The following is a 24,387-nucleotide window of genomic DNA, read 5'->3' on the forward strand; positions in this document are numbered from 1 at the left end:
TCGCATCCTCCTCCAGCCCCGGCAGCGGGCCGGCCCCGGCGAAGGCGGGGGGCGGCGTCTCGCGCGCCGCCTCGGCCACCGCGCGGGCGAAATCGGCGGCGCTCTGGAACCGCTCCTGCGGCCGCTTGGCCAAGGCCTGGGCGATCACCGCGTCGAAGCCGCGCGGCAGGCTGTCGCTGAGCAGGGAGGGCGCCACCGGCTCGGTGTGCAGCACCTTGTGCATCACCGCCTGGAAGCCGCCGGAAAACGCCTTCTCCCCGGTCAGCAGCTGGTACAGCACGGTGCCGGCGGCCCAGATATCGGCGCGCTGGTCGGCCGGCTCGCCGCGCAGCTGCTCGGGCGCCATCGAGCTCGGCGTGCCGAGCACGGTGCCGAGCCGGGTGATCGCCGAATCCTCCAGCCGCGAAATGCCGAAATCGGTGATCTTCACGCGCGGCGCGGCGGCATCCTCCGCATCGTCCAGCATGATGTTGGCCGGCTTGATGTCGCGGTGCACCACGCCGCGCGCATGCGAATAGGCCAGCGCCTCCAGCACCTGGGTGATGATGCGCGCCGCCTCCGCGACCGGCAGGCGCACGCCGCTGTCGAGCAGCGCCTTCAGCGTGCCGCCGCCGACCCGCTCCATGACGATCCAGGCCTGGCCGTCATTCTCGCCATAGTCGTAGACGGCGACGATGCCGGGATGCGACAGCCGGCCCGCCGCCTGCGCCTCGCGCCGGAAGCGCTGATGCGTCTCCGCCGCCTCGGCCTCGCCGCCGGGCGGCAGCTGCACCAGCTTGATGGCGACGCGGCGCTGGATCAGCCGGTCGAAGGCGTCCAGCACCACGCCGCTGGCGCCGCGGCCCAGCGTGCCGCGCAGCTCGTATTTGGCGGAGATCTCCGGCGGGATGGCGGGGTCGGACATCCGGTCACCCTGCGTCGGGGCAGGCGCGCCGTCCAGCCCCGGGGGCTGCGCGATGCTGCGGTATGGGCAGGGTCAGACGCCCTTGCCCAGGCCGATCCGCGCCGCCAGCAGGGCGCGGATGGCCGGGCCCTCCGGATGCTCGGCCAGCAGCCGGTGCGGCAGCCAGAAGGCGATGCTGTTATCGGCCAGCAGGAACACCCAGGCGCCGGCCTGGCGGGCGGGGGAGAGCATCTCCCAGCGCGCGGCGAAGATCTGCCGCGGCGTGGTCAGCGCCAGCCCGTGCTCGCCGAGGCAGAGCCGGTGCGGCCCCAGCAGGCGCGGCGCGCTGCGGTGCAGGGCGGCGAGCACGCGGCCCTGGCTGCGCAGCATGCGCAGCGTCACCAGCAGGGCGCTGCCCGTCAGCAGGGCGATGATGGCGATGAAGACGCCGCGCCCGCCCAGCACCAGCCCCTGGCCGCTGCCGGTCGCCACCCAGAATTCGGCGGTCAGGCCGAAATGCGCGGCGGCGAAGCCGGCCAGCCCGCCCAGCAGGATGAAGGGCAGCCAGGCGAGCCAGCCGCCCCTGGCCTGGCGCAGCGGCCCTTCCAGCATCAGCCCCTGCAGCAGCCGGTAGCCGGGCAGGTCGAGGGCCGGGATATCGACGCAATGCAGCACCCGGCCGGTCACCATGCCGGTCTCCGGCGCCGGCAGGGCGGCGGAGGCGCCGGGAGCCTCGGGCGGCGGGGCGCCGGGCATGGCCTGCGGCGCGCCGCGCGCCTGCGCCCAGGGCGAGGCCGCGTCGCTCATCGCCGCGGCGCCAGGCGGCGGGCGGTCCGGGGAAGGCTGTCCTGGGCAATGCGCATCGGCGGTCCTGGCGGGGTTGCCGCCGGGGGGCGGCCTCGCGCCGCATCTTGACCGCCACCCGGGCGGCGGCAAGGCGCCGCCCGGCTGGTCAAGCAAAGGTTATGGCGCCGCCGGCGGAGCGGCGGCGCCCGCCGCTCAGATGCTGCGGCCGGCGCGCGGATCGTGCCGCGCGACGCGGGCGAGCAGATATTCCACCTCGGCCTTGGCCTTGGCGGTCAGGCTGGCGCCCGGCTTGCGCTGCGCGTCGGAGGCGATGATGCCGCGCTTGGCCATCACGTATTTCCGCACGGCCAGGCCCGTCGGGCCCTGCTGCTGCTCGTAGCGCAGCAGCGGCAGATGGGCGTCGAACAGATCATGCGCCTCGTCGCGCTTGCCCTCCGCCTGCAGGCGGACGATGTCGCACAGCATGTCGGGGAAGGCGTAGCCGGTCATCGCGCCATCGGCGCCGCGCTCCACCTCGAAATCGAGGAACAGCCCGCCATTGCCGCAGAGGATCGAGATCGGCTTCATCGAGCCATCCGCCTGGAAGCCGCGCAGGGTGGAGATCTTCTCCAGGCCCGGCCAGTCCTCATGCTTCAGCATCACGCAGGCGGAATTCTCCTGCACGATGCGGCGGATCACGCCCGGCGTCATGACGACGGAGAAGGTCTGCGGGAAATCCTGGATGACGAAGGGGATGTCTTCGCCGATCGCCTCGCTGGCCTGGCGGTAATAGGTGACGATCTGGTCGTCGGTGCGCAGCGTGTTGGGCGGGGCGATCATCACGCCGGCCGCGCCCTTGTCCATCGCCGCGCGCGCCAGGCTGCGCATGGCGGCGAAGCCGGGGGCGGAGACGCCGACGATGACCGGGATGTTCTTCGCGCGGGTGACGAAGCGGGTGGCCAGCTCCAGCGCCTCGGCCCCGTCCAGCTTCGGCGCCTCGCCCATCACGCCCAGCACGGTCATGCCGGTGCTGCCGCATTCCAGGTAGAAATCGGTCATGCGGTCGACCGAGGCGTAGTCGATCCGCCCCTCGGCGTCGAAGGGGGTGGGGGCGATCGGGTAGACGCCCTTGGCGGTGTGGTCGAGCGGCATGGAATTCCTCCGTCAGGCGCCGCCGCCGGCGCGGATGGCGCGGACGGGCGGCGAGCCTGTATGGCGGCAGGGCGCCGCGCGGAAAACCCGATTTGTTCCAGGGTCAGACATCGGATATTCCGTGCTTTGGAGGGCATGCCGATGAACACCCGCTTCCTGGCCAGTTTCTGCGCGGTGGCCGAGGCCGGCTCGCTGGCCGCGGCGGCGCGGCGGCTGAACCTGGCCAGCGCCTCGGTGGCCGAGCAGGTGGCGGCGCTGGAGCGCGAGCTGCGCGCCCGGCTGCTGGTGCGCCACGGCCGTTCCCTGGTGCCGACCGAGGCCGGGCGGGCGGTGCTCGGCCTGGCCGGGGAGATGTTGCTCCGGGTCGAGGAGATGCGCCACGCGGCGCAGCTCGGCCAGCCCTCGGGGCAGCTGCGGGTGGGCTCGATCTCGACCGCGCTGATCAGCCTGATGCCGACGGCGCTGCGCCGCATGGCCGAGCGGCATCCGGGGGTGGAGATCAAGGTGGTGCCCGGCACCTCGGCCCAGCTGCACCAGCGGCTGGAGCGCGGCGAGCTGGATTGCGTGCTGGCCGTGCGGCCGCCCTTCGCCCTGCCGAAAAGCCTGGCCTGGCACACGCTGCGGCGCGAGGCGCTGACGCTGATCGCGCCCGCCGGGCTGGCGGGGGAGAGTGTCGCCGCGCTGCTCGGCGCCGCGCCGCTGATCCGCGCCGACCGCGAATCCTGGAGCGGGCGGCTGGTCACCGACTATCTGCGCGACCACCGCCTCTCGGTGCGCGAACTGTTCGAGCTGGACGCGCAGGAGGCGATCGTCATCCTGGTCGCGCAAGGGCTGGGGGTCGCGCTGCTGCCGGATTGGGGCATCGAGGCGCCGGCCGGCCGCGCGCTCCGCCGGCTGGCGGTGCCGGAGCCGCGCTATGCGCGGGAGGTCGGCATGCTGGTCGGCCGCGGTCGGCGCGAAAGCCTGGCGGCGCTGCTGACCGAGGCCCTGCGCGAGGGCGCGGCGGAGCAAGACACCCCGCCGCCCGCCTGAGTCAGGCCACCGCGTCGGCCAGCAGCCCGACCGCCAGCCCGTAATTCATCGGCGAATTGTAGCGCCGGATCACCCGCAGATTGGGCAGGCCGAGGAAGACCTGGCCCGAGCTGCGCGTCGGCACCGCGAGATTGGCGTCGCCGCTGGCCGGCAGGGGCGAGCCATCGGCCCGGCGCCAGCCGAGGCGGCTCCATTCGGCCATGGAGCGGCGCGTCTCGGTATCGACCCGCTGGATGTCGAAGCCGGCGGGGGGCTGCGCCTCGATCGCCCAGCCCTGGCCGGCCTGCCAGCCGCTGCGCGCCAGGTAATTGGCGATGGAGGCCAGCGCGTCGCCGCGATTGTCCCAGATGTCGCGATGGCCATCGCCGTCGAAATCCACCGCCAGCCGCTCGAAGCTGGTCGGCATGAATTGCGGCTGGCCCATGGCCCCGGCCCAGGAGCCCTGCATGCGCTCCGGCGCGATATGGCCGCCCTCGAGGATGCGCAGGGCCGCCATCAGCTCGTTGCGGAAGAAGCTGGCGCGGCGGCCTTCCCAGGCCAGCGTCGCCAGCGCGTCCACCACGTTGAAGCCGCCGGTGTTGGCGCCGAAATTCGTCTCCATGCCCCAGATGGCGACGATGACGCGCGGCGAGACGTTGAAGCGCGCCTCGATCGCCTGCAGCAGGGCGCGGTTCTCGGCATAGGCGCGGCGGCCATTCTGGATGCGGGTCTGCGACACGATGCGGTCGCGATACTGCTCCCAGCTCAGCACGCCCTCGGGCTGCTTGCGGTCCAGCTCCAGCACGCGCGGCTGCGGCTTCGCCCGGTCCAGCGAGCGGGCCAGGATGGCGTTGGAGACGCCATTGCGCGCCGCCTCCTGCCGCACCCCGGCGATGAAGCGCTGGAAGGCGGCCTCGTCGATCACCACCGGGCTGGCGGCCGGGGGCGCGGCCGGGGCGGGCGCCGGGGGGGCGACCGGCGGCGCGACGGGCGCGGGGCTGGCGGCCGGGGCGGAGGGTTGGGCGGTGGAGCAGCCGGCGAGCAGAGCGCCGGCGCCGCCGAGCAGGAGGCGTCGTTGCAGCATGGGCGAGAGGTGCCAGCTTGGCTCAGGCGGCGCAACAGTATCCGCGCCGAGAGGACTGGAAAATCGGGATTTGCCGGTCACAGCCGCGCCATCTCGCCGGTCATGGACCGCCGCATGGGCCGGGCCGCCGGCGCCGGCCAGGGCGTGGCGCCCTCGGGCAGCCGCCCGGCCACCAGCCAGTCCCGCGCCAGCGGCCAGAGCGTGGCGGCGAAGCGGCTGTGGAAGAAGGCGAAATGCCCGACCGGCCCGAGCCCCAGCGCCGCCGGGTCCAGATGCAGCCGGTGCCGCGGGCTCGCGGTGAAATAGGCCAGCAGCCGCTCCACCGCCGCCGGCGTGCCATGCGGGTCGTCGGCGAGGCTCACCGCCAGCAGCGGCGCGCGGAGGGTGCCGAGCCGCGCCGCCAGCGCCGGCCCGTCGCGCAGCTGCGCCTCCAGCCGCGGGCCCATGCCGCTCCAGTCGCGCGCCACGCCGGCCGGCGTGTCCTCCATCCAGCCCAGGCGGCGGGCGGGCATATAGCCGAACAGCGCGGTCAGCAGCGGCATGGCGAGATGCCATTTCAGCAGCATGCCGGGCCGCGCCCGGGGCGCGTAGTCGCGCCAATAGGCGTATTGCGCGCCCACCGTCAGCAGCCGCCGCGCCCGGGCGGCGGAGGGCGCCAGGCCGAGCGCCAGCCCGCCGATGGAATGCCCGACCAGCGCCAGATCGCGCCCCGGAAAGCGCGCCAGCGCCGCGCCCAGCGCCGCCTCCAGGTCCAGCTCGCCCCAATCGGCCCAGCCGGCGCGGAAGCCTCGCAGCCGCGCCGGGCGCGATTCGCCGATGCCGCGATAGTCGAAGGTCAGCGCGTCGATGCCCTGCGCCGCCAGCCAGGCGGCGAAGCGCGCATAGTAGCGGCAGCGCACCGAGGTGGCGGGGCTGATGACCACGACGGGACGCGCCTCGGCCCCGGCGAGGGGCGCCGCGCGCCAGAGGAAGCCGCCCAGCGGCACGCCATCCGCGGCGACCAGGCGCAGCCCTTCGGGCGGCGCGGCCTCGGCGCTGGGCGGCCTGTGCTGCGGCATGCGGGGCTCCTCCGCCGGCAGCATCGCCGGCCAGGCCTGGGCTGTCGAGCGGCGGCGGCGGGGCCCTCGGCGCTGTGTGATATCTGCTATTGCAGATCACGCGCTGCCCGGTCTAGCCTGCCGCCATGCTGCCCAGCGATGCCCCGAAGCTGCTGCCCTTCGCCGCCGAGGATATGATGTCGCTCGCCGAGCGCGCCTATCGCCGGCTGCGCGACGCCATCGTCGATGGCAGCCTGCCGGGCGGCGAGAAGCTCTCCGAACGCTCCCTGGCGCAGAGCCTGGGCATCTCCGCCCAGCCGGTGCGCGAGGCGCTGCGCCGGCTGGAGGCGGAGGGCATGGTCGTCACCCTGCCGCGCCGCGGCACGCTGGTGGCCGAGTTCGGCCCCGACCGCCTGGCCGAGATGGGGCTGATGCGCGTGGCGCTCGAAGGCACCGCCGCCAACCTGGCCGCCCGCCGCGCCGAGCCGGTGGCCATCGCCGCGCTGCGCGGCCAGCTGCGCGCCATGCATGCGCTGAGCCGCCAGCCCGGCCCGGCACCCGACATCGCCGCCCTGGCCGAGGCGAATGAGCGCTTCCACGCGGCGATCGACGCGCTGGCCGGCAACGCCTTCCTGCTGCGCGCGCTGCAGGCGCTGCGCGCCTATGACCATTTCGGCCGGCTGCGCGCGCTGCGCTCCACCCCGCAGGAGCCGCGCCGCGCCTGGCGCGAGCACGCCGCCATCCTCTCCGCCATCCGCCGCCGCGACCCTGTCCGGGCCGAGGCCAGGATGCGCGCCCATGTCACGCGCTCGCTGGAGGCCAGCGGCATTCTCGACGCGCTCGACCACAATGAAAGGGAAACACCATGACCACCGCTCCGGCCGGGCTGCGCGCCGCGCTGAACGGCATTTCCGGCATCCTCGTCACCCCCTTCGACGCCGAGGACAAGCTGGCCCCGGCGAAGCTGAAGCCGGTGGTGGACCGCGCCGTGCAGGCCGGCGTGCATGTGCTGGTGGCCAATGGCAACACCAGCGAGTTCTACGGCCTGACCACCGCCGAGGCCGAGGCGGCGGTGCACATGGCGGCCGAGCAGGTGGCCGGCCGGGTGCCACTGCTGGCCGGCATCGGCCGCAGCATCGGCGATGCCGTGGCGCTGACCCGCGCCTCGCGCGCCGCCGGCGCCACCGCGCTGATGGTGCACCAGCCGCCCGATCCCTTCGTCTCGCCGCGCGGCATCCTGGCCTATGTGCAGCGCGTGGCCGAGGCCGGGCAGGGCCTGCCCGTGGTGCTGTATCTGCGCAATGACGGCATCGGCATCGACAACATCATCGCGCTCTGCCAGGTGCCGGGCGTGGTGGGCGTGAAATGGGCGGCGCCGACGCCGCTGCGCCTCGGCGAGCTGATCCGCGCCACGCGCGGCCTCGACATCGCCTGGATCGGCGGCCTGGCCGAGACCTGGGCGCCGCCCTTCTACGCGGTCGGCGCGCGCGGCTACACCTCCGGCCTGATCAATGTCTGGCCCGCCCATTCGGTGGCCATCCATGCGGCGCTGGAGGCCGGCGACTATGCCCGCGCGGCGCAGCTGATCGAGACCATGTCGGCCTTCGAGGCGCTGCGCGCCGAGGAGCAGAACGGCACCAATGTCTCGGTGGTGAAGGCGGCGCTGCAGATGATGGGCGAGGATTGCGGCCCGACCCGCCCGCCCTCCGCCTGGCCGCTGACGCCGCGCGCCGAGGCCGAGCTGCGCCGGCGCCTCGGCGAATGGGGCCTGCTGCAGGCCGCCGCCGCGAAGTAGGCCGCGCGCCGTCCGGCCGGCGCGCCAGGGCGGGGGCCAGCCCCCCGCGACACCGGCCGGGCCACGCGCCCCGGCCGGAACCATCCCAAGAAAGAACGAGGAACGACCGATGACGCTCACCCGACGCGCGGCGCTCGCCGCGCCGCTGGCGGCCCTGCCGCTGCTCTCCCGCACCGCGCGCGCCCAGGGCGGCTGGCCCTCGCAGACCGTCCGCATCATCGTGCCCTACACGCCCGGCGGCGCCTCCGACATCGCGGCGCGGCTGATCGCCGAGAAGCTGACGCCGCTCTGGGGCCAGCCCGTGGTGGTGGAGAACCGCACCGGCGCCAATGGCATCGTCGGCAGCGATGCGGTGGCCAAGGCGGCGCCGGATGGCCACACGCTGGGCTTTGTCTCGGTCAATCACGCGGTGAATGCGGCGCTCTACACCACGCCCTTCGACACCATCCGCGACTTCTCGGTGCTGACGCAGATCTATTCGGTGCCGCTGCTGCTGGTGACGCGGCCGGATTTCCCGGCCCGCTCGGTGGCCGAGCTGGCGGCGCTGGTGAAGGCGAAGCCCGGCGAGATCACTTTCGCCGGCACCGGCGGCGCGGTGCATCTGGCGGCCGAGATGTTCGCCCACCGCGCCGGCGCGGCGATGACGCATATCCCCTATCGCGGCTCCACCGCGGCGCATCCGGACCTGATCGGCGGCCGCGTCGACCTGATGTTCGACACGCTGCCCGCCGTGCTCGGCCATGTGCAGACCGGCAAGCTGCGCGCCATCGCCACCACCGCGGCGCAGCGCCTGCCGATGTTCCCCGACCTGCCGACCGTGGCCGAGGGCGGCTTCGACGGCTTCGAGGCCTCGACCTGGGGCGCCATCATCGGCCCCGCCGGGCTGCCCGGCCCGGTCGCGGCGAAGATCGCCACCGATGCGGCGGCGCAGCTGCGCCAGGCCTCGGTGCAGGAGCGCATGGCCGCGCTCGGCGCCACGCCCGTCGGCACCGGGCCGGAGGCGGCGCAGGGCTTCGTCCGCGCCGAGGTGGAGAAGTGGCAGGCCGTGGTCACCCAGGCCGGCATCCAGAAGCAGTAGCCTGACCTGCCGGGCCGCGTCCCTTCGGGGGGGCCGCGGCCCGGCCCTGCGGCGCGGCGGGACACCGCGCCATGCCGGCCCGGGCGCGGCGCCCCGCCAGGGGCCGGCCCCGCACGCCCCGTCTGGCCGGGCGGCGGCGAAGCGCCTATGCCTGATGGCCATGCCCGGCTTCTTCACCACCCCCACCACCCTGGCGGTGCGCCTGCCGCTGCTGGTGGGGCTCGCGGTCTTCGCCTCCTCGGTCGGCACCACCCATCTGGCGCTGCATGTCATGCAGCGCGAGCTGGACCATGAGGTGGAGCGGCTGGCCGATGTCTATATCGACAGCCTCTCCGGCGCCGCCCTGCCGCCGCTGCGGGCCGGGGATTTCGCCGGGCTGCAGGCGGTGCTGGAGCGCGCCATGGGCTTCCAGCGCGGCGTCACAGACCTAGCCATCGTGGTCGGCGACCGCGACGGCATGCCGCTGGCGCGCGCCGGGGAGCCGCAGGGCCTGCCGCCCATGGCGCTTGGCGTCACCGCGCCCGCCTGGGTGATGAATGCGCGCGGCGACATGGCCTGGGCGCAGCGCGAGCTGCTGGAGGACAATGCGGTGGTGGCGCTGGTCGCGGCGCAGATCGCCTTCCCCGAGCAGGCCGAGCGCCGCCGCCGCCTGCTGCTGGGGCTGATGCTGGCCGACCTGGCGCTGGCGGCGCTGGCGGCGCTGCTGACCGTGCTGTTCGCGCGCCGGCTGATGCGGCCCTTCCTGGCCGTGGCCGGGGCGCTGGACCGCGCCGGGGAGGGCGATTTCGCGCCGATGCCGGTGCCCGCCCGCGACCCCGAGGCCGGCCGCCTGGCCCGCGCCTTCAACCTGATGGCCGAGCGGCTGCGCGAGCGCGAGGCGCTGGCGGCGCGCCTGGCCGGGCGCGAGCGGGCGGCGATGCTGGGGCGGCTGGCCGCCACCCTGGCGCATGAGGTGCGCAACCCGCTGGCCGGCATGCTGACCGCGCTCGACACCATCCGCCGCTTCGGCGCCGAGGCCGCGGTGCGCGGCCGCGCCCTCGACCTGGTGGAGCGCGGCTTGCGGCAGATCGAGGGGGTGGTGCGCTCGACCCTGGCCAGCTACCGCCAGGATGCCGAGCCGCGGCCGATCACCGCCGCCGATCTCGAGGATCTGCAGCTGCTGGTGCAGCCCGAGGCGCGGCGCGGCGCGGTGCGGCTGCATTGGCGCGTGGCGCTGCCCGAGCCCTTCCCCGCCGATGCGCAGCGCCTGCGCCAGCTGCTGCTGAACCTGCTGCTGAACGCGGTGGCCGCGACGCCCCCCGGCGGCAATGTCTGGCTCTCGGTGACGCGCGAGGGCGAGGCACTCTGCGCCGAGCTGCGCGACGAGGCGGGCGGCCTGCCGCGCGAGGCCGGGCGCCGCCTGGCGCCGGAGGCGGCCGGCGAGGCGCCTGCGGCGGAAGCGATGGCCGAAAGCGTGGCCGAGGGCGTGGCGCGGGGCCAGGGCATCGGCTTGCCGATCGCGGCCGAGCTGGCGGCGGCGCTCGGCGCCGGGATCACCCTCGGCGACAGCCCGGGCGGCAGCCTGATCCGCCTGGTGGTGCCGCCGCAGCCGGAGGGCGGGGCATGAGCGCCGCGCTGCCCGCCTCGGTGCTGCTGATCGAGGATGATGCGGTGCTGGGCGAATCCCTGCTGCAGCGCCTGACGCTGGAAGGGGTGGAGACGCGCTGGGCGCGCAGCCTGGCCGAGGCCGAGATCCAGCTGCGCAAGCAGCGCCCGGGGCTGATCGTCTGCGACATGCGCCTGCCGGATGGCAGCGGCGAGGCGCTGCTGGCGCGGCTGATGCCCGATCTGGGCGGCACGCCGGTGATCGTCGTCACCGCCTATGGCGATGTGGCGCAGGCGGTGCGGCTGCTGCGCGCGGGCGCTGACGACTATGTCGAGAAGCCCTTCCCCGTGCAGCTGCTGATCGACAAGCTGCAGGCGCTGTCCGGCTGGGTGCCGCCGGCGCCGCCGCCGCCCGGCGAGGCGGGCTGGCAATCCGCCTCGATGCAGGCGCTGCGGCGCCAGCTGCTGAAGCTCGCCGCCGTCGACACCACCGTGCTGCTGGCCGGCGAGAGCGGCGCCGGCAAGGAGATGGCGGCGCGGCTGCTGCACGAGGCCGGGCCGCGCGCCGGCCGGCCCTTCCTGGCGGTGAACTGCGCCGCCATCCCGGCCGAGCTGCTGGAGAGCACCATCTTCGGCCATGAGCGCGGCGCCTTCACCGGCGCCGCCGGCCGCCAGGCGGGGCTGGCCGAGCGGGCCGGGGAGGGCACGCTGTTCCTCGATGAGGTGGCGGAGCTGCCGGCCACGGCCCAGGCCAAGCTGCTGCGCCTGCTGCAGGAGCGGCGCTTCGCCCGGCTCGGCGGGCAGGAGGAGCTGCCGCTGCGCGCCCGCGTGCTGGCCGCCAGCAATGCCGATCTGCGCGCCCGGGTGGCGGAGGGACGGTTCCGCGACGATCTCTACTATCGCCTCGGCGTGGTCGAGCTGGCGGTGCCGCCGCTGCGCCAGCGGCCCGAGGATGTGGCGGGGCTGGCGGCGCATTTCCTGCGGCATTTCGCCGCCGGCCTCGGCCGGCCTTCGCCGCTGCTGGCGCCCGCCGCGCATGACGCGCTGCTCTCGCATGACTGGCCCGGCAATGTGCGCGAGCTGCGCAACCGCATCGAGCGGGCGCTGGTGCTGAGCGAGGGCGGCAGCCTGGAGACCGCCGACCTGTTCCCCGAGCGCGGGGCGGAGGCGCCGCGCCTGCCCTCCCTGGCCGAGGCGCGCGACGCCGCCGAGGCCGAGCATATCCGGCGGGTGCTGGCGCGCAGCGGCGGGCGCATCGGCGATGCGGCGCAGCTGCTCGGCATCTCGCGCACGACGCTGTGGGAGCGCATGCGCCGGCTTGGCCTGCGCGGCTGAAGCGGGCAGTTTGCATCCGGCCGCGCCCTGCCGCATTTACGCCGCAATGCGGGGCTGCACGACATTACAGCCTTGTCATCTGAGGTGACGGGGGTCATTTACCCCCCGACGGCGGCAGTTTCTGGAGAATATGATGGCGATCAACGACCTGTTCCCGGGCGAGGCTTCCATTCTCAGCCTGGCCCCGGCCGACAAGGCCGAGCTGCTGGAGCTGCTGGCGGAACAGGCCGCGGAACGCCTCGGCCGGCCGAAGAAGGAGGTGCTGGAGGCGCTGCTGGCGCGTGAGCGCCTGGGCTCCACCGCGCTCGGCCGCGGCGTCGGCCTGCCGCATGCGCGGCTCGAGGGGCTGACCACGCCGCTGGCCCTGCTGGCGCGGCTGCAGCGGCCGATCGAGTTCGATGCGCGCGATGGCGACCCGGTCGACCTGGTCTTCCTGGTGCTGTGGCCGGAGGATGCGCCGGAAGGCTTCCTGCCGGCGCTGTCGGGCATCTGCAAGGTGCTGCGCGGCAACCAGCTGCCGCGCCAGCTGCGCCAGGCCGGCTCCGCCGCCGAGGCGCTGGCCATGCTGCAGGCGGCCCGCCCGCCCGAGCCGGGGGATGACGAGCCGCACTGACCGCGACCCGCCCCGCCCGCCCGCCGGCTCCGCCGGGCCCGGGCACCGCCGCCGCCATGCCGTCCCAGGAGACCCCGGCGCCCGATGCCTGACGCTGTTTTCCTCCCCGCCGCCATCCTGCTGCCCTTCCTGGGCGCGCTCGCCGCCGCCCTGCTGCCCAGCAATGCCCGCCGCCTCGAATCCTGGCTGGCGGGCGGCATCGCCCTCGCCGCGCTGCTGATGGTCTGGCTGGCCTATTGGCCGGCGGTGTCGGAGGGGGGCGTGGCCCGGCTGGACATCCCCTGGGTGCCGCAGCTCGGGCTGAACCTGGTGCTGCGGATGGATGGGCTGGCCGCCGTCTTCGCGGTGATGGTGGCCGGCATCGGGCTGCTGGTCGTGCTCTACGCCCGCTACTACATGTCGCCGGACGACCCGATCCCGCGCTTCTTCTCCTTCCTGCTGGCCTTCATGGGCTCGATGATGGGCCTGGTCCTGTCGGGCAACCTGATCCAGCTGGTGTTCTTCTGGGAGCTGACCAGCCTCTTCTCCTTCCTGCTGATCGGCTACTGGCAGCATCTGGCGGCGGCGCGCGACGGCGCGCGCATGGCGCTGACCGTCACCGCCAGCGGCGGCCTCGCCCTGCTGGCCGGCGTGCTGCTGCTCGGGCATATCGTCGGCAGCTATGATCTGGACCAGGTGCTGCGGGCGGGCGACGTCATCCGCAACCACCCGCTCTACCTGCCGGCGCTGGTGCTGATCCTGCTCGGCGCGCTGACCAAGAGCGCCCAGTTCCCCTTCCATTTCTGGCTGCCGCACGCCATGGCGGCGCCGACGCCGGTCTCCGCCTATCTCCACTCGGCGACGCTGGTGAAGGCCGGCATCTTCCTGATGGCGCGGCTCTGGCCGGTGATGGCCGGCACCGATGCCTGGTTCTGGATCCTCGGCACCAGCGGCATGATCACGCTGCTGCTCGGCGCCTATGTCGCCATCTTCCAGCACGACATGAAGGGGCTGCTGGCCTATTCGACGATCAGCCATCTCGGCCTGATCACGCTGCTGCTCAGCCTGAACTCGCCGCTGGCCATGGTCGCCGCGATCTTCCACACCATGAACCACGCGACCTTCAAGGCCTCGCTGTTCATGGCCGCCGGCATCATCGACCATGAGACGGGCACGCGCGACATCAGGCGATTGTCGGGGCTGAACGCCACCATGCCCTTCACCGCGCGGCTGGCCATGGTGGCGGCCGCGGCCATGGCCGGCGTGCCGCTGCTGAACGGCTTCATCTCCAAGGAGATGTTCATCACCGAGGCGCTGACCGCCTCCAGCGCGCCCACCATGCTGCACAGCATGCTGCCCTTCGCCGCGGCGCTGGCCAGCATCTTCGCGGTCGCCTATTCGCTGCGCTTCATCCATGGCGCCTTCTTCGGCCCGACCACCGGCGACATGCCCAAGACCCCGCATGAGCCGCCGCAATGGATGCGCCTGCCGGTCGAGGTGCTGGTCTTCGGCTGCATGGTCGTGGGCATCCTGCCGGCCGCCACCATCGGGCCCTTCCTCGACGTCGCGGTGCGCTCGGTGCTGGGCGAGGCCACGCCCTATTACAGCCTGGCGGTCTGGCACGGCTTCAACCTGCCGCTGGTGATGAGTTTCGTGGCGCTGGGCGGCGGCGCGCTGCTCTACCTGCTGCTGCAGCGCCATCTCAGCGCCGGCATCGACGGCACGCCGCTGCTGCGCGGCCTTGATGGCCGCCGCCTGTTCGACCGGGTGATGGTGTTCCTCTCCTGGCGCTTCGCCCGCACCGCCGAGCGGCTGCTGGGCACGGCGCGGCTGCAGATGCAGCTGCGGCTGATGGTCTGCGTCACCGCGCTGGCCGCGGTGCTGGCCCTGGCCCCCTACGGCCTGGCGCTGGGCGGGCTGCAGCTGACGCGGCCCGACCCGGTGATCGCGCTGGTCTGGGTGGTGGGCGCGCTCTGCGCCATCGGCGCCGCCTACCAGGCCAAGTACCACCGGCTGGCGGCGCTGATCCTGCTGGGCGGCGCCGGGCTCGCCGTCTGCGTCACCTTCATCTGGTTCTCGGCCCCCGACCTCGCCGTCACCCAGCTGCTGGTCGAGGTGGTGACGACGGTGCTGCTGCTGCTCGGCCTGCGCTGGATGCCGAAGCGGCTGGAGAATGCCGGCTCCAACCAGGTGCTGGCGCGGCTGCGCCGCTGGCGCGACTTCGTCATCGCGGTCGGCGCCGGGCTCGGCCTGACGCTGATCTCCTACGCCACCATGACGCGCGTCTCGCCGGAGGGCATCTCCCGCTTCTTCCTGGAGCGCGCCTATACCGAGGGCGGCGGCACCAATGTGGTGAACGTCATCCTGGTGGATTTCCGCGGCTTCGACACCTTCGGCGAGATCACCGTGCTCGGCATCGTGGCGCTGACGGTCTTCGCCCTGCTGCGCCGCTTCCGCCCCGCCAAGGAGAGCATCGGCGTGCCGGAGCAGCAGAGCGGCCAGGAGAGCGCGCATGGCTGGCTGCTGGTGCCGGGCGTCATCATGCGGCTGATGTTCCCGGTGATCGGGCTGGTGGCGCTCTACCTGCTGATCCGCGGCCATGATTTGCCGGGCGGCGGCTTCGCCGGCGGGCTGATGCTGGCGGTGGCCATCCTGCTGCAATACATGGCCGGCGGCGCCCGCTGGGTGGAGGACCATCTGCGCGTCCACCCGCTGCGCTGGATGTCGGTGGGCCTGCTGCTGGCGGCCGGCACCGGCTTCGCCGCCATGCTGTTCGGCCGGCCCTTCCTGACCTCCTACTTCGCCTATGCCGATCTCGGCTGGCTGGGCAAGCTGCCCATGGCCAGCGCCATGCTGTTCGACATCGGCGTCTTCGCCCTGGTGTTCGGCGCCACCGTGCTGATGCTGATCGCCATCGCCCACCAATCGGTGCGCAGCCAGCGCGCCGCGCCGCCGCCGCCGCCCGGCCCCGCCTTCCAGGGAGAGGATTGATGGAACTGGTCCTGGCACTCGCCATCGGGATCCTTGGCGGTTCCGGCGTCTGGCTGCTGATGCGGCCGCGCACCTTCCAGCTGATCATCGGCCTGTCGCTGCTCTCCTACGCGGTGAACCTGTTCATCTTCAGCATGGGGCGTTTCCCGGTGGGCCGCGCCCCGGTGCTGGAGCCGGGCACCGCCGGCGACCCGGCCCTCTATGCCGACCCGCTGCCGCAGGCGCTGGTGCTGACCGCCATCGTCATCGGCTTCGCCACCACGGCGCTGTTCCTGGTGGTGATGCTGGCCGCCCGTGGCCTGACCGGCGGTGACCATGTCGATGGGCGGAGGCGCGGCCAATGAGCGGCTGGCTTTCCCACCTCGCCATCGCCCCGGTCCTGCTGCCGCTGATCATCGGCGCGGTGATGATCCCGATGGATGATCATCGCGCCCGGCTGCGCGCCGGCCTCGGCCTGCTCTCGGCCGTCGCGCTGATCGGCTTCGCCATCGCGCTGATGGTGCAGGCCAGCCAGGCCGAGGCGCCGCCGGTGCTGGTCTACCGCGTCGGCGACTGGCCGGTGCCCTTCGGCATCACCCTGGTGGTGGACCGGCTGGCGGCGCTGCTGCTGCTGCTGACCTCGCTGCTCGGCCTTGCCGCGCTGCTGTTCTCGCTGGTGCGCTGGCAGCGCATGGGCGCGCAGTTCCACGCCCTGTTCCAGTTCCAGCTGATGGGGCTGAACGGCGCCTTCCTCACCGGCGACCTGTTCAACCTCTTCGTCTTCTTCGAGGTGCTGCTGGCCGCCTCCTACGGCCTGGCGCTGCACGGCTCGGGCGTGGCGCGGGTCAAGGCCGGGCTGCACTACATCGCCATCAACCTCGCCGCCTCGCTGCTGTTCCTGATCGGCGTCAGCATGATCTATGGCGTGGCCGGCACGCTGAACATGGCCGACCTCGCCGCCCGCATCCCGGCCCTGCCGGCCGAGGACCGGCCGCTGCTGGAGGCCGGCGCCGCCATCCTCGGCATGGCCTTCCTGGCCAAGGCGGCAATGTGGCCGATGGGCTTCTGGCTGGCGCCGACCTATTCGGCGGCGAGCCCCCCGGCGGCGGCGATCTTCTCGATGATGAGCAAGGTCGGCTTCTACGCCGTGCTGCGCCTGTCGCTGCTGCTGTTCGGCCCGGACTCGGGCGATTCCGCCGGCTTCGGCAGCACCTTCCTGTTCGTGGGCGGCCTCGCCACCATCGGCTTCGGCGCGGTCAGCGTGCTGGCGACGCAGGATCTCTCGCGCCTGGCGGGGGCCAGCGTGCTGATCTCCTCCGGCACGCTGCTGGCCGCGGTCGGCGCCGGCCAGCTCAGCGTCACCTCGGGCGCGCTGTTCTACCTGGCGAGCTCGGCGCTCGCCATCGGCGCCTTCTTCCTGCTGGTCGAGCTGCTGGAGCGCGGCCGCGAGATGGGCGCCGACGTGCTGGCGGTGACGCTGGAGGCCTTCGGCGACGGCAATGACGATGAGGAGGAGGAGGAGGAGGAGGTCGGCGTCGCCATCCCCGCCACCATGGCGGTGCTCGGCGCCTGCTTCCTCTGCTGCGCCCTGCTGCTGGCCGGGCTGCCGCCGCTGTCCGGCTTCATCGCCAAATTCGCCATGCTGAACGGCATCCTGAACCCCGAGGGGCTCGGCCGCAGCGGTGAGGCGGTGCCGCTCTCCGGCTGGGCGCTGCTGGTGGCGCTGATCCTCTCCGGCCTGGCGACGGTGCTGGCCATGGCGCGCGCCGGCATCCGCAGCCTCTGGGCGGTCAGCGACCGTGCCGCGCCGCGTGTCGGCGTGGTGGAGATCGCGCCGGTGCTGCTGCTGATCGGGCTGTGCATCGGCATGACGGCGGGCGCCGGCCCGGTGCTGCGCTACATGCAGGACACGGCCGCGACGCTGCACCAGCCGCAAACCTATATCCGTGGCGTGACGGAGCCCGCGCGATGAGCCGCCTGCTGCCGCATCCCGTCGTCTCGCTCGGCCTGTTCCTGTTCTGGATGCTGGCGCAGGAAAGCGCCGCGCCGGGGCCGGCGCTGGTCGGGCTGGTGCTGGCCGTGCTGGGCGGCTGGGCGCTGGCGATGCTGAAGCCGGGCCGCGTGCGGCTGCGCCGCCCGCTGCTGGCGCTGCGCCTGTTCGGCACCGTCACCTATGACGTCATCCGCTCCAATATCGACGTCGCCCGCATCATCCTGCTGCGCCTGCCGGCGCGGCGCGCCGGCTTCATGCGCATCCGCCTCGAACTGCGCCAGCCGGAGGCGCTGGCGGTGCTGGCCTGCATCCTGACCGCGACGCCGGGCACCGCCTGGGTCGAGTTCGATGCCGAGGAAGGCTGGCTGCTGCTGCATGTCCTCGACCTGGTCGACGAGGAGCACTGGGTGCGCATCGTCAAGGACCGCTACGAGGCGCCGCTGAGGGAGATCTTCCGATGAGCCTGGCCGTGCTGCAATGGTCGCTGCTGCTGGCGCAGCTGATGCTGGGCGCCGCCTTCTGCTGCGCCGCCTTCCGCGTGCTGCGCGGGCCGCGCGCGCAGGACCGCGTGGTGGGCCTCGACACGCTCTACGTCAATGGCGCGCTGCTGCTGCTGAGCTTCGGCATCCGCAGCGGCACCGAGCTGTATTTCGAGGCGGCGCTGGTGATCGCGCTGCTCGGCTTCGTCAGCACCGCGGCGCTGGCCAAGTTCCTGATGCGCGGCGAGGTGATCGAATGAGGCCGGGGCTGGAACCGCTGGCGGGGCTGCCGGGCTGGGCGGCGATCCCGGCGGCGCTGCTGCTGCTGCTGGGCGCCGGCCTGGCCCTGGCCGGCTCCTTCGGCCTGCTGCGCTTCCGCAGCTTCTATGAGCGGCTGCACGCGCCGACCATCGCCACCTCGATGGGCATGGGCTGCGTGCTGCTGGCCTCGATGCTGGTGTTCAGCGCGCTGCAGGCGCGGCTGGTGATCCATGAGCTGCTGATCGGCGTGCTGATGCTGGTGACCACGCCGGTGACGCTGATGCTGGTGGCCCGCGCCGCCATGCAGCGCGACCGGGTGGAGGGCAGGCTGGACGTGCCGCTGAGCGCCCGCCCGCCGGCGGTGGGCGCCGATGCCGCCTCGGCCGACCAGCCCGGCCCCGACACCGGACCGGGGCTGGACGGCCCCGGCCTGCGCCCGCCGCCGCCGCCCGACCCGGCCTGAGCCCCCCGGCCGGGGGCGGATTTCACTCCGCCCGCTCGATGGCGATGGCGGTGGCCTCGCCGCCGCCGATGCACAGGGCGGCGATGCCGCGGCGCAGCCCGTGCCGCTGCAGCGCGTGCAGCAGGGTGACGATCAGCCGCGCCCCGGTCGCGCCGATCGGGTGGCCCAGCGCGCAGGCGCCGCCATGGATGTTGACCGCCTCCGCCGGCAGGTCCAGCTCGCGCATCGCCGCCATGGTGACGACCGCGAAGGCCTCGTTGATCTCGAACAGATCGACCTCCGGCAGGCGCCAGCCGATGCGCTCCACCAGCTTGCGGATGGCCGGCGCCGGCGCGGTGGTGAACCATTCCGGCGCCTGGGCCTGCGTCGCATGGCCGCGGATCGTGGCCAGCACCGGCAGCCCCATCGCCTCCGCCGTGGAACGCCGGGCCAGCAGCAGCGCCGCCGCGCCATCGGCATTGGCGCTGCTGGAGGCGGCGGTGATGCTGCCATCCGGCCGGAAGGCGGGCTTCAGCGTCGGGATGCGCTCGGCCGAGAGGCGCTGCGGGATCTCGTCCGCCGCCACCTCGCCGGCCGGCGTGGCGATGGGCACCGTCTCGGCGGCGAAGGCGCCGGAGGCCAGCGCCGCCTGGGCGCGGCGCAGCGTCTCCATCGCATAGGCATCCTGGTCGGCGCGGGTGAAGCCGTAGCGCTCGGCGGCCGCCTCGCCGAAGCTGCCCATGCTGCGGCCGGGCTCATAGGCATCCTCCAGCCCGTCCAGCAGCAGATGGTCCAGCACCCGCCCATGGCCGATGCGGTAGCCGCCGCGCGCGCGGTCCAGCAGATAGGGCGCGCCCGACATGCTCTCCATGCCGCCGGCCAGCACCAGCCGGGCGGAGCCAGCCAGCAGCGCGTCATGCCCCAGCATGGCCGCCTTCATGCCGGAGCCGCAGACCTTGTTGATGGTGGCCGCCCCTGTGGCATCGGGCAGGCCGGCGGCGCGCGCCGCCTGGCGGGCCGGCGCCTGGCCGAGCCCGGCCGGCAGCACGCAGCCCATCAGCACCTCCTCCACCGCCTCGGGCGCCAGGCCGGCGCGCCGCAGCACGGCGGACAGCGCGGCGGCGCCCAGGCGCGGCGCCGGCACCCCGGCCAGCCCGCCCTGGAAACGCCCCAGCGGGGTGCGCGCGGCGGCGGCGATCACCACGGGATCGCGCTCGGTCTCGGTCATGGCCTGGTTCCTCCTGACCCGAGCCTAGCGCGGTGCCGCGCGGCAGGGCGAGCCGGAGGGCGCAGGGCGGGGCTGGGGTGGCGAGAAACCGGGCCAAGTAAACGAGACGTGGCCGTGGGCGCGTCCGTCACGGCTCTGTTAGGATTTGCACAGGGGGAGGCGGCGCTGGGCCCGGTCGGGCGGTGCCGGCAAGGGCATGGACTTCCCCGCGGTGCTGCCAGCGCCCGCTGCCCGCCCTGCCTGCGAGGTGCGCCCCATGACCGCCTACAATCCGCTGACCGGCATCACCTGGAATGTCAGCCTCTCGGATCTCAACGTCACCTACCGGTTCATGGAGGCGGGAAGCAGCGTCACCATCCCGCCCGACGAGGATGATGTCGACGAGAACGGCAATCCCGAGCAGCCGCTGACCGTCGTCAGCCAGGAGTGGAACGAGTATGAGCGCGGCCAGGTCCTCAAGGCCTTCGAGCTGTTCGAGCGCATCACCAACCTGACCTTCACCGAGGCCGCGCCGGGCGAGGATGCCGATTTCCGCATGGTGCTCGGCGATTTCCAGCGGGACACCGTGGCGGGCCTCATGGTGCCGCCGCTGGGCGGCGAGCTGGATGGCTATGGCCTGTTCAATGTCACGGCGCCGGTCTGGAACCGCAGCCCGGGCGGGCCGCTCGATATCGGCGGCGACAGTTTCCAGACGCTGATCCATGAGATGGGGCACGGCCTGGGCCTGGCCCATCCGCATGGCGCGGATGGCGGCTCCACCATCTTCCCCGGCGTGACGGACGAGGAGGATGTCGGCGAGTTCGGGCTGAACCAGACCGTCTGGACCATGATGTCCTATGTCGAGGGCTGGGCCACCGGCCCGGATGGCCTGGCCGGGAGCAAGGATTACGGCCGCAACTTCACCCCCATGGCCTTCGACATCGCCGTGCTGCAGGCGAAATACGGCGTCAACACCACCTATGCCAATGGCGACGACGTCTACGAGCTGTGGGATGCCGACGCCACCGGCACCGGCTATGCGGCGATCTGGGACACCGGCGGCAGCGACACGATCCGCTATTCCGGCCTGCGCGACACGGTGATCGACCTGCGCGCGGCGACGCTGGAATGGGCGCCGGGCGGCGGCGGCTACATGTCCTATGCCGCGGGCGTGCATGGCGGCTACACCATCGCGCATGGCGTGGTGATCGAGCGCGCCATCCTCGGCGGCGGCAATGACCGCGCCATGGGCAATGACGCCGACAACTACTTCTTCGGCGGCGCCGGCAACGACATGATCGATGGCGGCGGCGGCCGCAACACCGCCGGCTTCGACAGCGACTTCGCCGATGTCGCCAGCGCCGGCCGCTATGGCAACACCGCCACGATCGACGGGCCCGAGGGCTATGACATCCTCACCAACATCCAGCGCCTGGTCTTCGCCGATGGCGTGATCGAGCTGGATCGCGGCAGCCCGCTGGTCGACACCCTGTCCTACTACAGCGACAACCGCGATGTCTGGCTGGCGGGCATGGCGGCGGAGGAGCATTTCGCCCAGTATGGCTGGCGCGAGGGGCGCGACCCCAACGCCTTCTTCTCGGTCTCCGGCTACCTGGCGGTGAATCGCGACGTCGCCGATGCCGGCATCAATCCGCTGGATCACTACCTGAATTTCGGCTGGCGGGAGGGTCGCGACGCCTCGGCCTGGTTCGACACCGAGGCCTATCTGAAGGCCAATGCCGATGTGGCGGCCGCCGGCATCAACCCGCTGCTGCACTACCTGGCCTTCGGCCAGGCCGAGAACCGCTTCAACCATCTGGTGCTGGGCGAGGAGATCCGCGGCGGTGTCGATGCCGAGTATTACCGCATCAGCAATCCGGATGTGACGCGCGCCGGCCTCGACGCGCAGCAGCATTACGACCTCTTCGGCTGGCGCGAGGGGCGCGACCCGAATGGCTGGTTCGACACCGATTTCTATCTGGAATGGAACCAGGACGTGGCGGCGGCCGGCATCAACCCGCTCGAGCACTACCATCAGTTCGGCTGGCGCGAGGGCCGCAACCCGTCGGAGATCTTCGACACCGAGGGCTATCTGGCGGCCAATGCCGATGTGGCCGCGGCCGGCATCGACCCGCTCGAGCATTATCTGCGCTTCGGCGCGGCGGAGGGCCGCGAGGCGGTGTTCTGAGCGCCGGGCGGCGCGGCCCTGGCGACACCGCCGGGGGCCGCGCCGCCCTACGCGCCCCGTTGCTCAGAAGCTCACGCTGTAATGCAGCTGGGCGCCGTAATCATTGGCCGACTGCCCTTCCTCGCGCAGCCGGCGCCAGCCGATGGTGGCGTCGAAGCCGCGCAGCCAGGACACCAGATCGCCGAGATCATAGGTGACGGAGGCGGTGTTCTGCACCGCCTGCTGCGGCGCCACGCCGCGCTCCTTCAGCCATTCATAGGCATAGGCCAGCGTCACCGGACCGCGCTGCAGCGACAGGCCGGCGGTCAGCACGTCGCGCCGCAGCCCGCCGATGCCATCCGCGTCGCGCTGGCGCAGCCATTCGACCAGCGGCGTGACGCTCATCTCCAGCGGCAGCGGGATGGTCCAGGCCAGGCCCGCGACGCTGCCGCGCTCGGTCGCCGCGGTGCCCGCCGCCTCGCTGTCCAGCCCGGCGCGGCGGGAGGAGAGGCCCAGCGTGTAGTCCAGGCTGCCCAGCGGCAGTTCGATGTCGCTGCCCTCCAGCGACAGCACCGCATTCTGGTAGCCGCGCGTGTTGTCGGCGCCACCATAGGCGCGCCGGTTGCGCGCGCTGTAGCGGGTGCGCCCCGCGCCATCCACCACCGCATGCCGGTAGGAGAAGAGCGAGGAGGACAGGGCGGTGCGGTCGGCCTGGAACATCTCCAGCTGGATGCTGTGCCGGCCCCAGCTTTCATCCAGCCCGGCCAGCTCGGAGAGGGAGAGGTTGACGCCGAAGCCGATCTTCTCCGACAGCTCATAGCCTTCCGCGAAATCGGTGCCGTAGAGGCCGGGGGCACGGTCCCAGGCGAAGCCGAAGCGCGGATGCAGCTTGCCGGCGAAGAGCCGCAGCGGGCCTTCCGACCAGCTCAGCAGCAGCGTCTCCACCCAGGCGGCCTGGCCGCGGAAGGCGCGGTCGCTGCCATCCGGCTCGCGCGGCGCCGGCTCGCTCTTGAAGCTGCCCTCGATGGCGAAGCCTTGCGGCAGGGTGAGGGTCAGCTCCAGCTCGGTCTTGTTGTAGAGGTCGGTATAGGCGCGGCGGCCGCCGCGCGCGCCGTTGCGGTCGACATCCAGCTCGGTGTCCAGGCTGCCCTCCAGCCCGAAGCCATTGGCCTCCAGCCGCACCGGCGGTTCCTCGGCCCGCGCCGCGCCGGCGGCGAGCAGCAGCGGCGCAAGCAGCAGCGCCGGCCGGCGCGAACGGCGCCGGGCAGAAGGGCGGGGCATGGAGAAGGGCATGGTGTGGGCATTCCGGCAAAGCTGCCGGCGCGGTTACCACGCCTGGAGTGAGATATTATAACATATTGAAAATTTAAGCTCGCCGCCATGCGGCGGGAAGCCAGGCAGGGCGGCGCCCCGGGCAGGCCCCAGGGCGCCGATGCGCCTCACTCGACGCGGATCTCCGCCTTGCGCGCCACCTCGCCCCAGCGCTGCGTCTCGCTGGCGATGAAGGCGCGGAACTCCTCCGGCGTGTTGCCCACCGGGGTGATGCCCAGCTCCTGGAAACGCTGCGCCACCGCCGGGCTGCGCAGCGCCGCCACGGCCTCGCGGTTCAGCCGCGCCACGATCTCCGCCGGCGTGCCGGCGGGGGCGAAGAAGCCGTGCCAGGACAGGCTCTCGAAGCCCGGCACCGTCTCGGCGACGCTCGGGATGTCGGGCGCCGCCGGGCTGCGCGTCAGCGAACCCACGCCCAGGATGCGGATCTTGCCGTCGCGCTGGAAGGGCAGGGCGGAGGAGAGGTTGTCAAAGGCCAGCGGCAGCTCGCCGCCCAGCAGCGCCGTCATGATCTGGCCGCTGCCGCGATAGGGCACATGCTCCATCTGCGTGCCCGTCAGCTGGGTGAACAGCGCGCCGGCCAGGTGGACCGAGGTGCCGACGCCGGAGGAGCCGTAATTGTAGTGGCCCGGCCGCTGCTTCAGCAGCGCGACCAGCTCGGCCACATTGCGCGCCGGCAGGTCGTTGGACACCGCCAGCGCGTTGGGCTGCGCGGCCAGCTGCGTGATCGGCGCGAAATCCCGCAGATTGTCATAGGGCATGCGCGCGAAGATCGACGGGTTGATCGCGTGGCTGCTGATGGTGCCGAGGCAGATGGTGTAGCCATCCGGCGTGGCGCGGGCGCAGGCCTCGCTGCCGATATTGCCGCCGGCGCCGGGGCGGCTCTCGATCACCAGCGGCTGGCCCAGGCTCTGGCTCATCTGCTGGCCGACCAGCCGCGCCACCGTGTCCGAGGTGCCGGCCGAGAAGGGCACGATCACGCGGATCGGCTGCGTCGGATAGGCGCGGTTCTGCGCCTGGGCGGGCGTGGCATGCAGGGCGGCGAGCGGCAGCAGCGCCCCCGCGGCCAGCAGGGCGCGGCGGAACATCTTGGTCATCAATCCTCCTCGGCGGGCTCGGCGGCCTGCCTTGTGCTTGGTTCCGGGCCTTGCACCCGGGCGTCCCGCCGGCCCTGCGGCCGCCGGTCTCGATTCATGGCCGCG

At 73.0% G+C, this 24,387-nt stretch carries 21 protein-coding genes and 1 pseudogene; 14 read left to right on the forward strand and 8 right to left on the reverse strand.

What is annotated here, in order from left to right:
- Window positions 1–166: 166 nt before the first annotated feature.
- The 3 genes and pseudogenes from QE401_RS22950 to QE401_RS01595 all read right to left on the reverse strand — a co-directional run.
- Window positions 167–904: pseudogene (locus QE401_RS22950) on the reverse strand (serine/threonine-protein kinase); the annotation flags it as partial.
- Between the two features lie 72 nt (window positions 905–976).
- A complete protein-coding gene (locus tag QE401_RS01590; protein ID WP_307136504.1) occupies window positions 977–1,690 on the reverse strand; it encodes a hypothetical protein in 714 nt (237 codons plus the stop codon).
- 192 nt (window positions 1,691–1,882) lie between these two features.
- Window positions 1,883–2,821, reverse strand: coding sequence for a dihydrodipicolinate synthase family protein (locus QE401_RS01595; protein WP_307136505.1), 939 nt, complete (start codon window positions 2,819–2,821; stop codon window positions 1,883–1,885).
- Window positions 2,822–2,962: 141 nt separating this feature from the next.
- Between QE401_RS01595 and QE401_RS01600 the strand changes: the two genes are divergently transcribed.
- Entirely contained in the window at window positions 2,963–3,853 is an 891-nt protein-coding gene (locus QE401_RS01600; protein ID WP_307136506.1) for a LysR substrate-binding domain-containing protein, read from the forward strand.
- Window position 3,854: 1 nt separating this feature from the next.
- Here QE401_RS01600 and QE401_RS01605 read toward each other — a convergent pair whose 3' ends face one another.
- Together QE401_RS01605 and QE401_RS01610 are read right to left on the reverse strand one after the other, a co-directional pair.
- Window positions 3,855–4,916: a lytic murein transglycosylase gene (locus QE401_RS01605; RefSeq protein WP_307136507.1), complete on the reverse strand. Its 1,062-nt coding sequence runs from the start codon at window positions 4,914–4,916 to the stop codon at window positions 3,855–3,857.
- Between the two features lie 77 nt (window positions 4,917–4,993).
- Window positions 4,994–5,974 carry an alpha/beta hydrolase family protein gene (locus QE401_RS01610; RefSeq protein ID WP_307136508.1) on the reverse strand — a complete coding sequence of 327 codons (981 nt, stop codon included), beginning with the start codon at window positions 5,972–5,974 and terminating at the stop codon, window positions 4,994–4,996.
- A 125-nt stretch (window positions 5,975–6,099) separates the two neighbouring features.
- Between QE401_RS01610 and QE401_RS01615 the strand changes: the two genes are divergently transcribed.
- The 12 genes from QE401_RS01615 (at window position 6,100) to mnhG (ending at window position 18,503) form a co-directional block, all read left to right on the forward strand.
- Window positions 6,100–6,822: a GntR family transcriptional regulator gene (locus tag QE401_RS01615; protein ID WP_307136509.1), complete on the forward strand. Its 723-nt coding sequence runs from the start codon at window positions 6,100–6,102 to the stop codon at window positions 6,820–6,822.
- Complete coding sequence (locus QE401_RS01620) at window positions 6,819–7,748, forward strand: dihydrodipicolinate synthase family protein (protein ID WP_307136510.1); 930 nt, start codon at window positions 6,819–6,821, stop codon at window positions 7,746–7,748. The genes QE401_RS01615 and QE401_RS01620 overlap by 4 nt, the downstream gene beginning before the upstream one ends.
- Window positions 7,749–7,857: 109 nt before the next feature.
- On the forward strand, window positions 7,858–8,826 hold the full coding sequence (locus QE401_RS01625; protein ID WP_307136511.1) for a Bug family tripartite tricarboxylate transporter substrate binding protein: 969 nt from the start codon (window positions 7,858–7,860) through the stop codon (window positions 8,824–8,826).
- A gap of 154 nt (window positions 8,827–8,980) precedes the next feature.
- Complete coding sequence (locus QE401_RS01630; protein ID WP_307136512.1) at window positions 8,981–10,432, forward strand: ATP-binding protein; 1,452 nt, start codon at window positions 8,981–8,983, stop codon at window positions 10,430–10,432.
- Window positions 10,429–11,745, forward strand: a complete 1,317-nt coding sequence (locus QE401_RS01635; RefSeq protein ID WP_307136513.1) for a sigma-54-dependent transcriptional regulator — start codon at window positions 10,429–10,431, stop codon at window positions 11,743–11,745. Before QE401_RS01630 ends, QE401_RS01635 begins: the two co-directional genes overlap by 4 nt.
- A gap of 133 nt (window positions 11,746–11,878) precedes the next feature.
- A complete protein-coding gene (locus tag QE401_RS01640) occupies window positions 11,879–12,358 on the forward strand; it encodes a PTS sugar transporter subunit IIA (RefSeq protein ID WP_307136514.1) in 480 nt (159 codons plus the stop codon).
- An 84-nt stretch (window positions 12,359–12,442) separates the two neighbouring features.
- Complete coding sequence (locus tag QE401_RS01645; protein ID WP_307136515.1) at window positions 12,443–15,328, forward strand: monovalent cation/H+ antiporter subunit A; 2,886 nt, start codon at window positions 12,443–12,445, stop codon at window positions 15,326–15,328.
- Window positions 15,328–15,672 (forward strand): Na+/H+ antiporter subunit C, encoded by a 345-nt coding sequence (locus tag QE401_RS01650; protein WP_307136516.1) that lies wholly within the window; start codon window positions 15,328–15,330, stop codon window positions 15,670–15,672. The genes QE401_RS01645 and QE401_RS01650 overlap by 1 nt, the downstream gene beginning before the upstream one ends.
- A complete protein-coding gene (locus tag QE401_RS01655; protein ID WP_307136517.1) occupies window positions 15,669–17,279 on the forward strand; it encodes a monovalent cation/H+ antiporter subunit D in 1,611 nt (536 codons plus the stop codon). The genes QE401_RS01650 and QE401_RS01655 overlap by 4 nt, the downstream gene beginning before the upstream one ends.
- Entirely contained in the window at window positions 17,276–17,761 is a 486-nt protein-coding gene (locus tag QE401_RS01660; RefSeq protein ID WP_307136518.1) for a Na+/H+ antiporter subunit E, read from the forward strand. Before QE401_RS01655 ends, QE401_RS01660 begins: the two co-directional genes overlap by 4 nt.
- Complete coding sequence (locus tag QE401_RS01665) at window positions 17,758–18,039, forward strand: K+/H+ antiporter subunit F (RefSeq protein ID WP_307136519.1); 282 nt, start codon at window positions 17,758–17,760, stop codon at window positions 18,037–18,039. Before QE401_RS01660 ends, QE401_RS01665 begins: the two co-directional genes overlap by 4 nt.
- On the forward strand, window positions 18,036–18,503 hold the full coding sequence (mnhG, locus tag QE401_RS01670) for a monovalent cation/H(+) antiporter subunit G (protein ID WP_307136520.1): 468 nt from the start codon (window positions 18,036–18,038) through the stop codon (window positions 18,501–18,503). The genes QE401_RS01665 and mnhG overlap by 4 nt, the downstream gene beginning before the upstream one ends.
- Window positions 18,504–18,525: 22 nt before the next feature.
- On the opposite strand, the gene QE401_RS01675 is transcribed toward mnhG, so the two are convergent.
- On the reverse strand, window positions 18,526–19,710 hold the full coding sequence (locus tag QE401_RS01675; RefSeq protein ID WP_307136521.1) for an acetyl-CoA C-acyltransferase: 1,185 nt from the start codon (window positions 19,708–19,710) through the stop codon (window positions 18,526–18,528).
- Window positions 19,711–19,966: 256 nt separating this feature from the next.
- Between QE401_RS01675 and QE401_RS01680 the strand changes: the two genes are divergently transcribed.
- Entirely contained in the window at window positions 19,967–21,877 is a 1,911-nt protein-coding gene (locus QE401_RS01680) for a M10 family metallopeptidase (protein WP_307136522.1), read from the forward strand.
- Between the two features lie 63 nt (window positions 21,878–21,940).
- Here the strand turns inward: QE401_RS01680 and QE401_RS01685 are convergent, their stop codons facing one another.
- A complete protein-coding gene (locus tag QE401_RS01685) occupies window positions 21,941–23,137 on the reverse strand; it encodes a hypothetical protein (RefSeq protein WP_307136523.1) in 1,197 nt (398 codons plus the stop codon).
- A gap of 158 nt (window positions 23,138–23,295) precedes the next feature.
- Window positions 23,296–24,282 (reverse strand): Bug family tripartite tricarboxylate transporter substrate binding protein, encoded by a 987-nt coding sequence (locus QE401_RS01690; protein WP_307136524.1) that lies wholly within the window; start codon window positions 24,280–24,282, stop codon window positions 23,296–23,298.
- Between the last annotated feature and the right edge of the window lie 105 nt (window positions 24,283–24,387).

This window comes from Pseudoroseomonas cervicalis, from assembly GCF_030818485.1.
In the GTDB taxonomy this organism is placed as follows: Bacteria; Pseudomonadota; Alphaproteobacteria; order Acetobacterales; family Acetobacteraceae; genus Pseudoroseomonas; species Pseudoroseomonas cervicalis_A.

Coding starts and splice junctions, on each gene's coding strand:
- QE401_RS01590 (WP_307136504.1), bottom strand. CDS start 1,690: ATGAGCGACGCGGCCTCGCCCTGGGCGCAGGCGCGCGGCGCGCCGCAG.
- QE401_RS01595 (WP_307136505.1), bottom strand. CDS start 2,821: ATGCCGCTCGACCACACCGCCAAGGGCGTCTACCCGATCGCCCCCACC.
- QE401_RS01600 (WP_307136506.1), top strand. CDS start 2,963: ATGAACACCCGCTTCCTGGCCAGTTTCTGCGCGGTGGCCGAGGCCGGC.
- QE401_RS01605 (WP_307136507.1), bottom strand. CDS start 4,916: ATGCTGCAACGACGCCTCCTGCTCGGCGGCGCCGGCGCTCTGCTCGCC.
- QE401_RS01610 (WP_307136508.1), bottom strand. CDS start 5,974: ATGCCGCAGCACAGGCCGCCCAGCGCCGAGGCCGCGCCGCCCGAAGGG.
- QE401_RS01615 (WP_307136509.1), top strand. CDS start 6,100: ATGCTGCCCAGCGATGCCCCGAAGCTGCTGCCCTTCGCCGCCGAGGAT.
- QE401_RS01620 (WP_307136510.1), top strand. CDS start 6,819: ATGACCACCGCTCCGGCCGGGCTGCGCGCCGCGCTGAACGGCATTTCC.
- QE401_RS01625 (WP_307136511.1), top strand. CDS start 7,858: ATGACGCTCACCCGACGCGCGGCGCTCGCCGCGCCGCTGGCGGCCCTG.
- QE401_RS01630 (WP_307136512.1), top strand. CDS start 8,981: ATGGCCATGCCCGGCTTCTTCACCACCCCCACCACCCTGGCGGTGCGC.
- QE401_RS01635 (WP_307136513.1), top strand. CDS start 10,429: ATGAGCGCCGCGCTGCCCGCCTCGGTGCTGCTGATCGAGGATGATGCG.
- QE401_RS01640 (WP_307136514.1), top strand. CDS start 11,879: ATGGCGATCAACGACCTGTTCCCGGGCGAGGCTTCCATTCTCAGCCTG.
- QE401_RS01645 (WP_307136515.1), top strand. CDS start 12,443: ATGCCTGACGCTGTTTTCCTCCCCGCCGCCATCCTGCTGCCCTTCCTG.
- QE401_RS01650 (WP_307136516.1), top strand. CDS start 15,328: ATGGAACTGGTCCTGGCACTCGCCATCGGGATCCTTGGCGGTTCCGGC.
- QE401_RS01655 (WP_307136517.1), top strand. CDS start 15,669: ATGAGCGGCTGGCTTTCCCACCTCGCCATCGCCCCGGTCCTGCTGCCG.
- QE401_RS01660 (WP_307136518.1), top strand. CDS start 17,276: ATGAGCCGCCTGCTGCCGCATCCCGTCGTCTCGCTCGGCCTGTTCCTG.
- QE401_RS01665 (WP_307136519.1), top strand. CDS start 17,758: ATGAGCCTGGCCGTGCTGCAATGGTCGCTGCTGCTGGCGCAGCTGATG.
- mnhG (WP_307136520.1), top strand. CDS start 18,036: ATGAGGCCGGGGCTGGAACCGCTGGCGGGGCTGCCGGGCTGGGCGGCG.
- QE401_RS01675 (WP_307136521.1), bottom strand. CDS start 19,710: ATGACCGAGACCGAGCGCGATCCCGTGGTGATCGCCGCCGCCGCGCGC.
- QE401_RS01680 (WP_307136522.1), top strand. CDS start 19,967: ATGACCGCCTACAATCCGCTGACCGGCATCACCTGGAATGTCAGCCTC.
- QE401_RS01685 (WP_307136523.1), bottom strand. CDS start 23,137: ATGCCCCGCCCTTCTGCCCGGCGCCGTTCGCGCCGGCCGGCGCTGCTG.
- QE401_RS01690 (WP_307136524.1), bottom strand. CDS start 24,282: ATGACCAAGATGTTCCGCCGCGCCCTGCTGGCCGCGGGGGCGCTGCTG.